This is a genomic window from Burkholderia sp. HAN2018 (assembly GCF_024704855.1).
GTDB classification, from domain to species: domain Bacteria; phylum Pseudomonadota; class Gammaproteobacteria; order Burkholderiales; family Burkholderiaceae; genus Burkholderia; species Burkholderia cepacia.
In genome coordinates this window covers 1-11,350 of the sequence record NZ_QOBB01000036.1, presented here as the reverse complement: position 1 = coordinate 11,350, position 11,350 = coordinate 1, and the positions used below count along the sequence as shown (strand labels likewise).

11 protein-coding genes are annotated in these 11,350 nt (G+C 68.4%); 7 read left to right on the top strand and 4 right to left on the bottom strand.

What is annotated here, in order from left to right:
* The first annotated feature begins 22 nt into the window (after nucleotides 1–22).
* A complete protein-coding gene (locus DPV74_RS11955) occupies nucleotides 23–2,902 on the top strand; it encodes a sugar-binding domain-containing protein (protein ID WP_119337221.1) in 2,880 nt (959 codons plus the stop codon).
* A gap of 105 nt (nucleotides 2,903–3,007) precedes the next feature.
* On the opposite strand, the gene DPV74_RS11950 is transcribed toward DPV74_RS11955, so the two are convergent.
* On the bottom strand, nucleotides 3,008–3,784 hold the full coding sequence (locus DPV74_RS11950; RefSeq protein WP_240439962.1) for a class I SAM-dependent methyltransferase: 777 nt from the start codon (nucleotides 3,782–3,784) through the stop codon (nucleotides 3,008–3,010).
* 111 nt (nucleotides 3,785–3,895) lie between these two features.
* On the bottom strand, nucleotides 3,896–4,030 hold the full coding sequence (locus tag DPV74_RS11945) for a hypothetical protein (RefSeq protein ID WP_006767081.1): 135 nt from the start codon (nucleotides 4,028–4,030) through the stop codon (nucleotides 3,896–3,898).
* Nucleotides 4,031–4,434: 404 nt separating this feature from the next.
* Between DPV74_RS11945 and DPV74_RS11940 the strand changes: the two genes are divergently transcribed.
* The 3 genes from DPV74_RS11940 to ampC all read left to right on the top strand — a co-directional run bounded on the left by DPV74_RS11940 (nucleotide 4,435) and on the right by ampC (nucleotide 7,279).
* Entirely contained in the window at nucleotides 4,435–4,905 is a 471-nt protein-coding gene (locus tag DPV74_RS11940) for a hypothetical protein (RefSeq protein WP_119337219.1), read from the top strand.
* 70 nt (nucleotides 4,906–4,975) lie between these two features.
* A complete protein-coding gene (locus DPV74_RS11935; protein ID WP_027792107.1) occupies nucleotides 4,976–5,788 on the top strand; it encodes an alpha/beta fold hydrolase in 813 nt (270 codons plus the stop codon).
* Nucleotides 5,789–6,109: 321 nt separating this feature from the next.
* On the top strand, nucleotides 6,110–7,279 hold the full coding sequence (gene ampC, locus DPV74_RS11930) for a class C beta-lactamase (protein WP_119337218.1): 1,170 nt from the start codon (nucleotides 6,110–6,112) through the stop codon (nucleotides 7,277–7,279).
* Between the two features lie 174 nt (nucleotides 7,280–7,453).
* On the opposite strand, the gene DPV74_RS11925 is transcribed toward ampC, so the two are convergent.
* The gene (locus DPV74_RS11925; RefSeq protein ID WP_049096504.1) at nucleotides 7,454–7,825 is read right to left on the bottom strand and encodes a cupin domain-containing protein; all 372 of its coding nucleotides are present in this window, start codon (nucleotides 7,823–7,825) and stop codon (nucleotides 7,454–7,456) included.
* A gap of 244 nt (nucleotides 7,826–8,069) precedes the next feature.
* Here DPV74_RS11925 and DPV74_RS11920 point away from each other — a divergent pair, with 244 nt between their 5' ends.
* From DPV74_RS11920 to DPV74_RS11910, 3 genes are all read left to right on the top strand, one after another.
* The gene (locus DPV74_RS11920; RefSeq protein WP_119337240.1) at nucleotides 8,070–8,732 is read left to right on the top strand and encodes an ankyrin repeat domain-containing protein; all 663 of its coding nucleotides are present in this window, start codon (nucleotides 8,070–8,072) and stop codon (nucleotides 8,730–8,732) included.
* A gap of 139 nt (nucleotides 8,733–8,871) precedes the next feature.
* A complete protein-coding gene (locus DPV74_RS11915; RefSeq protein WP_119337217.1) occupies nucleotides 8,872–9,783 on the top strand; it encodes an NAD-dependent epimerase/dehydratase family protein in 912 nt (303 codons plus the stop codon).
* A gap of 205 nt (nucleotides 9,784–9,988) precedes the next feature.
* Nucleotides 9,989–10,891, top strand: a complete 903-nt coding sequence (locus DPV74_RS11910; RefSeq protein WP_060064276.1) for a LysR substrate-binding domain-containing protein — start codon at nucleotides 9,989–9,991, stop codon at nucleotides 10,889–10,891.
* Between the two features lie 122 nt (nucleotides 10,892–11,013).
* Here DPV74_RS11910 and DPV74_RS11905 read toward each other — a convergent pair.
* A partial coding sequence (locus DPV74_RS11905) for a TolC family protein (protein ID WP_162923020.1) occupies nucleotides 11,014–11,350 on the bottom strand: 337 nt, incomplete at its 5' end.

Genomic DNA, 11,350 nt, shown 5'->3' with positions numbered 1-11,350 from the left:
GCATCATTAGGGAGACGACCACATGACGTCGAAAGAACGCCGGAAATTCCTGTCGTATGGCGCCGCACTGGTCGGCACGAACTGGCTCGCCGGCTGCGGTGGCGACATGGATGCGCCCGCCGGCGCGTCCGGCACGCCCGGCGCCGACGGCCCCGCGACGGTCACGCCCGTCGTGCCGGGCGACCCCGAACACAGCCTGCTGGCCGCGCAGGATCTCACGACGAACTGGACGTTCGCCCCGGCGAGCAGCCTGCCGGGCGCCGGCGGCGCGCAACTGTCGGGCGCGGCCGGCGTGCCGGGCATGGCGCCGGCGACGGTGCCCGGCACCGTGCTGAACAGCATGATCGTCAACGGCAAGTATCCCGACCCGTTCTACGGCCGCATCGTCACGGACACCATTCCCGACACGCTGAAGGACACCGACTACTGGTACCGGACGACCTTCACGGCGCCCGCACGGCAACCGGGGCAGCGGCTGTGGCTGCGCTTCGGCGGCGTCAACTACTGCGCCGAGGTCTGGCTGAACGGCGCGCCCGTCGGCCGGCTCGAAGGCGCGTTCAAGCAGGGGGCGTTCGACATCTCGAGGCTGGTGCCGCAAGCGGGCGGCGCGGCCGGTCTCGCGGTGCGCGTCGTCAAGCCGGATTTCTCGGAAGGGCCGCTGCTGCCGAGCTACGCGAGCGGCGTCACGCGCGGCGGGCGCAACGGCGGCCCGACCGGCGTCACGCTGAAGAACGGGCCGACCTTCTTCTGCTCGGCGGGCTGGGACTGGCTGCCGACGATCCCCGATCGCGAACTCGGCATCTGGCAGCCAGTGGCATGGTTCACGACCGGCACGGTGCGGATCGCGGCGATCAACGTCGCGCACACGCTGTCCACCGACCTGTCGCGCGCCGAGTTGCGGCTCGATCTCGAACTGGACAACGGCTCCGGCGCGGATCTCGTCGCGACCGTCGTCGGCACCGTCGGCAACGGCGCGCCGTTTCGCCACGACATCGCGATTCCCGCATCGAGTACGACGACGAAGGTGTCGCTCACGTCGTCGGATATCGCGGCGCTGTCGATCAGGCAGCCGAGACTGTGGTGGCCGAACGGGTATGGCGAACCGAACCTCTACGCGGTGACGGTCGGCATCGAGGTGGCGCGCAGGCGCTCGGACGAGCGCACGCTGAAGGTCGGCCTGCGCCGCATCGAATACGTGCGCGACATCGGCATGGGGCCGCAGTTGAGCATCACGGTCAACGGCCTGCCGATCCTCGTGATGGGCGGCAACTGGGGGCTCGATGAAGTGCTGAAGCGCATTCCGCGCGAACGGCTGTTCAACCAGGTGCGGCTCCATCGCGACGCGAACCTCAACCTGATCCGCAACTGGAACGGGCAGAGTACGAGCGACGATTTCTTCGATGCGTGCGACCGCTACGGGATCCTCGTCTGGCAGGACTTCTTCTTCTCGACCGAAGGCGACGGGTCGGGGCCGGCCAACGTGCCGCGCGATCTCGACAACATCCGCGACGTGATCGCGCGCAACCGCCATCGTCCGTCGATCCTGCTCTGGTGCGGCGGCAACGAAGGTGCGCCGCCGCCGGCACTCGTCAAGGGGCTCGACGCGCTCGTCGCCGAACTCGACCCGCAGCGCCTGTGCCTCACGAGTTCGGCCGGCGATACGGGCGCCGGCGCGGTGAACGGCTATTCGTCCGGCGGCCCGTACAACTGGGCCTCGCCGCAGGCGGCATTCAGCCGCGGCTACGGCACGACGTCGATCGCGTTTCACAACGAGGTCGGCTCGCATTCGATCCCGACGCTCGAATGCGTCGAATCGATGCTGCCGCCCGGCTCGTACGAATGCCCGGACGACTTCTGGGCCGACCGCGACATGAACGGCAACGGCGCGTACTACCCGTCGGTCGGCAAGCAGGGCGGCGCCGGCTACATCGCGATGACGGCGCAGCGCTACGGCCCGATCCGCAATCTCGCGGACTTCGTGCGCAAGGCGCAGATGATGAACTACGAATGCATCCGCTCGATCTACGAGGCGAACGCGGCCGTGATGATCGGCCCGGTGGCCGGGAAGATCACGTCGCCGGCCACCGGCGTGATCATGTGGATGACGAACCCCGCGCAGCCGAGCTTCGTGTGGCAGATGTACAGCCACGACCTCGACGCGCATGCGTCGTTCTTCGCGGTGCGGCACGGGTGCCGTCGCGTCAATGCGATCCTCGATGCGAATACCGCCGACGTGACGATCGCGAATCATACGGCGGCGGCCGTCACCGGCCGCGTCGAGATGCGCGTGTACAACCTCGACGGCACGTCGAGCAGCCGGACTGTCGCGGACGTCGGCGGCGTCGCGAAGGCCTCGTATCGCGTGGTGGCGAACCTGAAGGCGGCGATGGCCGCGGCGAAGTCGGACGTGTGCATCGTGTCGCTCGTGCTGACCGACGCGGGCGGCAATCCGCTCGCGGAGAACGTGTACTGGCGACAGCGCGACGGAGGCGACACCGCGTACACGTCGCTCGATACGATGCCGGGCGCGGCGGTTGCCATCGGCGCGGCATCGGCCGAGACCGACGACACGACGACGCGCATCACGGTCGACGTCGCGAACATCGGCACGACGTTCGCGTTGATGACGCACTTGCAGGTATTCGATCCATCGACCGGTGCGCGCGTGCTACCCGCGTTCTACAGCGACAACTACCTGAACCTGATGCCGGGCGCGAAACGGCAGATCACGATCGATTTGCCGCATGCGAGCGGTGCGCCGGTGCCGCGCGCCGCGCTGCGCGTCGACGGGTGGCGGCTCGACCGCCCGAACTGCAGGCTCGGGCTCGGCGGCGTGCCGGTCGTGTTCAACGAGCGCGCGCTGGCGGTCGATCCGGCGGTGCCGACGTTCGGGGCATGCTGACGGCGGCGTGGGCGTGGGCACGATGCCGTGCAAGCGGCAGCGAGCCGTTCAAGCGCCGCGTGAAGGCACGCGGCGTTCGTTGCATGCCCGATCGCCGGCGAGCCGTTACGGCTTGAGAAACCTGTCGAGCCAGCGCGGTGTCGCCGCGCGATCGAAGACGACGTGCAGCTCGGGACTGAACGCGCCGTATTCGAGCCCGTGGCGTTGGGCAAGCAGCGTCAGGGACTGCGGCGTGTGGAACGAGATGTGCCCGTTGCGCGGCACGCAGTACCACCACTGCTCGATGCCGCGCTCGATGATCTCCCGGCTGATCAGCGACGTCTGGAACAGCAGCGCGCCGTCGCGTTTCCGGTAACGCATGATCTGGTCGAAGAGGTCGAACGGCGCCGGATGATGCTCGAACACCTCGAACGACAGGATCGTGTCGAACGTGCCTTCGGGCGGAACCGGGTGCGAGAACGGATCGTACGACGTCACGTCCGCGAAGCCGCGCGACGCCAGTTTCCGTTCCAGCAAGCCCAGCCCCGAGCCGAAATCGAGAATCCGGCCTTCCCGCATTTCCGCGAAACTGGTGCAGATCAGGTCGGCATGCTGCTGCGGACGGATCTCGAGATACTCGGGATCGTGGCGCGCATAGTCGGCGTTATAGACATGCTGCGCGAAATCGTCGTGGGTCCAGCTGTCGAACATGGGCGCCCACGTGAAGCCGCATTGCTCGCAAGCATGGTAGTAGACCGGCACGCCCGCAAACGGGTCGACTTTCTTCCCGGCAATGAAGTCGGCGCCGCAGCGCGAGAAGTCGACCAGCCCGCAGATGGGGGCGCGGGCCGAGCACACCTTGCACGCGAGGGCGGCCGGGTGGCGGTTCGAACCATGATTCAAATTCCGTTCTCCTGGTTGCCGGCGAGGCGTGCGCGTGACAGACGGTGCGGGAGAGGCTATCACAGTCGCGCCGGCCGTCGCGACCGGGCGCGGCCGCGTGGCCATGCGCGCTTACGGACGCAGCAGGTCGAATCCGCCGAACACGACGACACCGCTCAACACGATCATCGCGACGGAATGCTGGCCGAAGTAGAGAATCGCGGCGGCAAGCCACGTCGTGATGCAGAAGGCGCCGATGCGGGCCATCGTGTGTTCCTCGAATGCGTGATGAAGTGAGCGCGCGCCGGACGGCGCTCGCCGCTTGAAGCGGCGAGCGGGGCACGCAGGCGAACGGAAAAAGCGACCCGCGCAGCCGCGACCGCGGCGCCGGCACGTGTCGCGTGCCGCGCCCGGAAGGGCGGGAGTCGATACCGGCGGCGTTGCGCGCTCGCGCCCCGGGGCAGCGGGCGCGCGACTTCCGCCGGCGAAGCCGCGATTTTATCAGCGCTGCGGTGCCGCGAATCTGGCCCTTTCGCGACTAAAACCGGCGATCTTCAGCCAAATCTGTCGGGCCCCGATACTCAAGTTTCGTGTGACGAATGCCGTAAACGAATTGGAAGGCAATTTTGCCCCCCAGCCACGATTCGTTTACCGACACAGGGACCGACACGATGCAGATCGATTTCTCCACGACCACGCGCACCTCGCTGGCGGACGCGAGCCCGGGCGCGAACGCTTCGTCGGCCGCGCCCGCCGCGACGTCATCCACCGATGGCGCGACGAATGCCGCGGGCGCGACGGGTACGGCGAGTACGGCAGGCACGTCCGGTGCACAGGGCTCGACCGGTGCCACCGGCGAAACGCTCGGCGCATCGGGCGCGTCGTCCGACGATCCGGCGGTCGCGCAGCTGAAAGCGTTGATCGACCGGTTGCAGAAGCAGCTGGCCACGATCGAGCGCCAGATGGCGAGCGCGGCGCAGCGCGCGAAGGACGACCCGGCCGCCGCGGTCGAACAGCAGTCGCTGAGCGCGGAAGCCGGTGCGATCGCGGGGGCGCTGGCGACCGCGATCGCGCAACTCGCGGCGGCCGTCGAGAAGACGGGCGGCTCGTCGGCGGGCGGGCTGGTGTCGACGCAGGCCTGAGCGGATGCGGCCGCGTCGGCCGCACGCATTACAATCGCAAGCACGTCTCCCTCGACAGGACGGCAGAACGATGCATGCGGAACTCGATGACGACGACCTCGTCCGCTTCGACGCGCAAGGCGGCACGCCGCTGCCGGCGGCCGACGAGCAAGGATGGCTCGAACACGACGGCGCGCGCATCTGGCACGCGTCGTTCGGCCACGGCCCGCCGGTCGTGCTGCTGCACGGCGGCCTCGGCCACGGCGGCAACTGGGGCAACCAGGTGCCGGCGCTGCTCGCGGCCGGCTACCGCGCGATCGTGATCGACAGCCGCGGCCACGGCCGCAGCACGCGCGACGCGCAACCCTATTCCTACGAACGCATGGCGTCGGACGTGCTCGCGGTGCTCGATGCGCTGCACGTCGACCGTGCGCGCTTCGTCGGCTGGAGCGACGGCGCGTGCATCGCGCTCGTGCTGGCCGATCGCGCGCCGGAACGTGCGGCCGGCGTGTTCTTCTTCGCATGCAACATGGACCCGGGCGGCACGAAAGAGATCGTGCCGGGCCCGCTGCTCGACCGCTGCTTCGCGCGGCATCGCAAGGACTATGCAGCGCTTTCCGCGACACCGGGCGAGTTCGATGCATTCGTCGCGGCCGTCAGCGAAATGATGCGCACGCAACCGGATTACAGCGCGGAGGATCTCGCGGCGATCGCCGTGCCGGTCACGATCGTGCTGGGCGAGCACGACGAATTCATCCGGCCCGAGCATGCGGCGTACCTCGCGCGTACGATTCCGGGCGCGACGCTGACGATCCTGCCCGGCGTGAGCCATTTCGCGCCGCTGCAGCGGCCCGCGCGGTTCAACGCGGCGATGCTGGCGTTTCTGGACCGGTTGCCGGGGTGACGCGCTCGAGCCTCGTGTTGCCAGCGCCGTGACTCGCTTGTACGGCAACGTCACCGACGTGTCGCGTTCGTGGCAGTGCACTTGACGGTGCTGCCCGACGTTCCCCGCAAACCATCGAGCACGCCGCGACGACGGCAGCAGTCATCCACGCCTTCGCCAAGCCCATAAGTTTTTCTTTAGGCTCGATCAACATAACGTCGATTGTTGACGGACGGCTTACAGCGGATAGTCCTGCTTCGGCAGGCCGGCCGCTGCGATTTCCGCATGGCGCGACCGGATCTGTTGTCCACGCAACCATCGGAAATCGAAGGAACCGCAACCATGCGATTCAACGCGACACGCTTCGCCGCGACCCTGCTCGTCGCCGCGTGCGTCACCGCCACGGCCGGCCGCGCGGCCGCCGCCACCCCGGACGACCTCCACGACACCGTGACCCGCCACATCGCGCCGCTGATGAAGCAGTACGCGATTCCCGGCATGGCGGTCGGCATCGTCGCCGACGGCAAGCCCTACGTGTTCGACTACGGCGTAATGTCGACGCAAACCGGCAAGCCCGTCACCGGCGACACGCTGTTCGAAATCGGCTCCGTCAGCAAGACGCTGACCGCGACGCTCGCGGCCGACGCGCAGGAGGGCGGCGAACTGTCGCTGGCCGACCCGGTCGGCAAGTACCTGCCTGCCCTGCAGGGCAAGCCGTTCGGTGTCGTGACGCTGCTCGATCTCGGTACGCACACGTCCGGCGGCATGCCGGTGCAGGTGCCGGACAGCATCCGCGACGACGCGGGCCTGATCCGCTATCTCGACGCGTGGCGGCCCGCGCACGCGCCGGGTACGTACCGGACGTATTCGAACGTGTCGGTCGGCATGCTCGGGTGGCTCACCGCGAAGGCGATGCACAAGGATTTCGCGGTGCTGATGGAGCAGCGGCTCTTTCCCGCGCTCGGCATGACGCACACGTACATCAACGTGCCGGAAGCACGTCGGGCCGACTACGCACAGGGTTATACGCAGGACGGCAAGCCGATCCGGATGACGGGCGGCATGCTGTGGCAGTCGGCCTACGGCGTGCGGACCACGGCGGCCGACCTGCTGCGCTTCGTGCAGGCGAACATGGGGCTGATCGAAACCGCGCCGCGCCTGCAGCGCGCGCTCGAACGCACCCACACCGGCTATTTCCGCGCGGGGCCGCTGACGCAGGACCTGATCTGGGAACAGTATCCGTATCCGGTCGCGCTGCCGACGCTGCTCGAAGGCAACTCGATGAAGATGCTGCGCGACGGGTTGCCGGCCTCCGCGATCAAGCCGCCGCTCGCGCCGAGCGCGGATACGTGGATCAACAAGACGGGCTCGACCAACGGCTTCAGCACCTATGTCGCGTTCGTCCCGTCGAAGCGGATCGCGATCGTGATGCTCGCGAACCGCAGCTTTCCGAACGAGGACCGCGTGAAGGCCGCGTACGGGATTCTCGGGGCGCTCGACAGCCGGCGGTAACGTTTCAGCCGGCGGGCCGGTCGTGCCGCACGGCCGGCGTGCCGAGCTGTCGGGAAGGTGACCGATGCGGTCGCGGCGAACCCGGACGAACGATGGCGCACGGCGGCGATGCCGCGCGGCTGGCGGATCGTCGACCTGTCGTGCAATGCCGCATCGATCGCGCCCGCTCGCCGCTCATTCGGGCGGCTGCTCGTCGTACGCGACGAAGATCTTCCGCGTGCGTTCGACGACTTCCCACGTGCCGCGAAAACCCGGCGGAATCACGAAACGATGGCCGGCGCGCAGGGTCTTCCGGTTGCCTTCGAGGTCGGTGATCACCGACGTGCCTTCGAGGATCTCGCAGTATTCCGCTTCGGTGTACGCGACGTGCCAGCAGCCGGGCGTGCTTTCCCAGATGCCGGTCGAGAAGCGGCCGCACGGACTCGCGAAGCCGGGTGTGAGCGTGTGCAGCGGATCGCCGGAAATCAGTTTCTCGGGCGATACGCGGTACTGCGTCGGCTCGCCGCTCGGGGCGAACGCGTCGGTGATGGAGGAAACGTCGATCATGATGAGCATGCTTCGTCGGGGTGGATGGATCGGGTGCGCGCGCGGCGCGCCCGTGCGAGGCGATCGCGATGCGTGGCCTCGCGTCCGACATCATCGCAGATCGACGCGCCTGTGCGGGCGGCGGCCGGATCGGACGCCGGGGAATCCCTGCCCGACGCAGCGCCGCGCGATCGCGCAGCCGCGACGAACGCTTATGATGGGCGATCGACGCGGTCACGCGAACGCGACACACGAGGAGATCCGGTTGAGCATCACATGGGACGGCATCACGGGCGCCGACGTGCTCGGCGACGCGCAGGTCGCGACCCGGCACGCGCTGGCCGACGCGGCCAGGAACGGCGACTGGGCGACGATGCTCGCGCTCGTCGCGAAGGAGCGTGCGCTCGTCAACGCGACCCGGCTCGGCGGCACGTCGCTTCGTGCGCCGCTGCATCAGGCCGCCCGCGGCGGTGCACCGAAGGCGGTCGTCGCCGAACTGTTGAGGCTCGGTGCGTGGCGCATGCTGCGCGATGCCCACGGCGAACGCCCGGTCGATATCGCCGGGCGGCGCGGGCATCGGCATCTGGTCGACCTGCTGGCGCCGCAGCCGCGACGCTTCGTGCCCGACGCCACGCTGTTCGCCATCCAGCGCCATTTCCACGCGATGATGCTCGGCCGCATCGCACATTTGCGCGTCGACGCGCTGCGCCTGCCCGAACTCGAGCCGCTACTCGAACTCGACGCGCAGGCCGAACGCATGTGGTTCGCGGTGCCGGGCATGTATGGCGGATTCGGCTATGCGCTGCACACGGACGGCGATGCGGCGATGCTCGTGTCCGAAAGCTGGAGCCGCGTGGCCGGCGGCTCGGGCCAGCGGCACGAGATCACTGCGGACGGCTGCACGCTGGTCGACGAGGGGTTCGTCTGACGCGGCCGATCATCCCGTTGCGCTCAAAACTGTTTTCGCGACGCCGCCCTTCCTCGCGCAACGCCAGCCGCCGATACTGCGTCGCACGACATTTCGCGAGACGTCTGCCGTACCGGCTGTCTCGCTCTCGGAGCAGCAGATGAAAGGCATCAGGATATTCGTGACGGGCGCGAGCGGCTACATCGGCGGCTCGGTGGCCGCGTGGCTCGTCTCGGCAGGGCACGTCGTCACCGGCTTGACGCGCGACGGCGACAACGCCGCGAAACTCGCGGCGGCCGGCATCATGCCGGTCGTCGGCACGCTCGACGACTCGGCGCTGCTGCAAGCGTTCGCGCGCGACGCGGACTGCGTCGTCAACGCGGCGAGCAGCGATCACCGCAAGGCTGTCGAGGCGATCATCGCCGCGCTGAGCGGCTCGGGCAAGACGTTCGTGCATACGAGCGGCACCAGCGTGATCGCGGACGACGCACAGGGCGCGCATGGCGATGCCCCCGTATTCGACGAGACGACGCCCGTCGTCAAACCCGCGAAGGCCGAGCGCCGCGCGATCGACCGGCTCGTGATGTCGTCGGCCAACCTCGGCATCCGCTCGGCCGTGATCTGCAACAGCATGATCTACGGCGACGGCCTCGGCATCCGCCGCGACAGCGTGCAACTGCCGCTGCTCGCGGCGATCGCGCGCGATGCCGGCGCGGTGCGCGTGATCGGCAAGGGGCTGAACCGCTGGTCGAACGTGCACGTCGCCGATGTCGCCGATCTGTATTTGCGCGCGATCGATGCCGCGCCGCCCGGTGCGTTCTACTTCGCGGAAAACGGCGAAGCGTCGTTCGCGGAAATCGGCCATGCGCTCGGCGAGCGGCTCGGCCTGCCGTCGATCGTCGAATGGGACATCGCGGATGCGGCGCAGGCGTTCGGCCATTCGCGCGCGCATGACTCGCTCGCGTCGAACAGCCGTGTGAAGGCGCTGCGCGCGCGGCAGGAACTCGGGTGGGCGCCGACGCACGGCGCGATGCTCGACTGGATTCGCGACGAGATGCCCGTCGCCGCCTGACACGGCGTTGCCTTGTCTGATGAAAAGCGCGCCCGCCCGGGCGCGTTTGCGTGTGCGGCCGCCCGCTTCATGCCGGATTGTTCGGACCATATTCGCCGCGAATCATTGAATCGAAATCAACTGTGATTCGCGCGCGCGCCGGCTTATCAAAGCGGCGCGGCGGCACTATCGTGGCGGTTTCTGAAACTGCGGAAGACTGCCGACCATGAAGACGACCCTCGACGAGATGCTCGCGTTCGTGACCATCGCCGATACCGGTTCGCTGACGGGTGCGGCCGACAAGCTGCATCAGCCGACCTCGGTAATGAGCCGGATCCTGCGGCGCCTCGAGGAGAAGCTCGACACGACGCTGATCCGCCGCACGACGCGCCGCCTCGAATTGACCGACGAGGGCAAGCTCTTTCTCGACTACGCGCGCGACATCATCGCGTCGGTCGAATTTGCCGAGGAACAGATCGTCAGCCAGCGCGAGACGCCGTCCGGGCGCTTGCGGATCAACGCGGCGATGCCGTTCATGCAGCACGTGATCGCGCCGATGATGCCCGGCTTCCGCGAAGCCTATCCGGCGATCACGGCCGAACTCCATACGAGCGACGAGATCATCGACCTGCTCGAACAGCGCACCGACGTGGCGATCCGGATCGGCGAGCTGCGCGATTCGACGCTGCATGCGCGCCGGCTCGGCAGCAGCCGGCTGCGCATCCTGGCGAGCCCGGCCTATCTGGAGAAAGCCGGCGTGCCGACGAGCGTCGCCGATCTCGCGAACCACGCGCTGCTCGGCTTCGTGCAGCCGGAAACGCTGAACCACTGGCCGTTGCGTACCGCCGACGGCGGCGTGTACCGGATTCATCCGGCGCTGCAGGCGTCGAGCGGCGAGACGCTGTTGACGCTCGCGCTCAGTGGCGCCGGCATCGTGTGCCTGGCCGACTACATGACGGGCACGCATCGCCGCGACGGCAGCCTCGTCGAGCTGCTCGTCGACGATACCGTCGAGTTCCGCCAGCCGATTCACGCGGTGTTCTATCGCAATGCGACGCTGTCGTCGCGCATCGTCAGTTTTCTCGACTACTTGAGCGCGCAGTTGAAGGAAGGCGGCGACATCGACTGAGCCGGTGCCGCACGCAGCTGGCCACGCATCATGCAAAAGGGCGGCGGGTTCGAATCACATCGAACCCGCCGCCCTTTGCGTATCGACCGATGCGCGGCAGCGGTCGAACCTGAACCGCGCGCTTACTGCCCCAGCGCAGTCATCAGCCTGACCCGGCCGAGCATTTCCTCGGTGCGCGCTTGCGCGAGCGAATCCTCGGCCGCGAGCAGCGAACGCTGCACCTCCAGCGTATCGATGAACGCCGATTCGCCGCTGCGCCACGACCGGTTGATCTGCGTATAGGCGCCGCGCGCGTTCGACACCGCGCGTTCGAGGCGCTCGGTCCGGCTGTGATCGCGGGCGGTGGCGGCGATCGACGTCTCGACGTCGCCGACGGCCGTCAGCACCGTCGAGCGATACGCGGCGACCGCCTGCGCGGCCTGCGCGCGGCGCAACGCGACGACGCTGCGCCGGCGCCCG

Coding starts and splice junctions, on each gene's coding strand:
- DPV74_RS11955 (WP_119337221.1), top strand. CDS start 23: ATGACGTCGAAAGAACGCCGGAAATTCCTGTCGTATGGCGCCGCACTG.
- DPV74_RS11945 (WP_006767081.1), bottom strand. CDS start 4,030: ATGGCCCGCATCGGCGCCTTCTGCATCACGACGTGGCTTGCCGCCGCG.
- DPV74_RS11940 (WP_119337219.1), top strand. CDS start 4,435: ATGCAGATCGATTTCTCCACGACCACGCGCACCTCGCTGGCGGACGCG.
- DPV74_RS11935 (WP_027792107.1), top strand. CDS start 4,976: ATGCATGCGGAACTCGATGACGACGACCTCGTCCGCTTCGACGCGCAA.
- ampC (WP_119337218.1), top strand. CDS start 6,110: ATGCGATTCAACGCGACACGCTTCGCCGCGACCCTGCTCGTCGCCGCG.
- DPV74_RS11925 (WP_049096504.1), bottom strand. CDS start 7,825: ATGATCGACGTTTCCTCCATCACCGACGCGTTCGCCCCGAGCGGCGAG.
- DPV74_RS11915 (WP_119337217.1), top strand. CDS start 8,872: ATGAAAGGCATCAGGATATTCGTGACGGGCGCGAGCGGCTACATCGGC.
- DPV74_RS11910 (WP_060064276.1), top strand. CDS start 9,989: ATGAAGACGACCCTCGACGAGATGCTCGCGTTCGTGACCATCGCCGAT.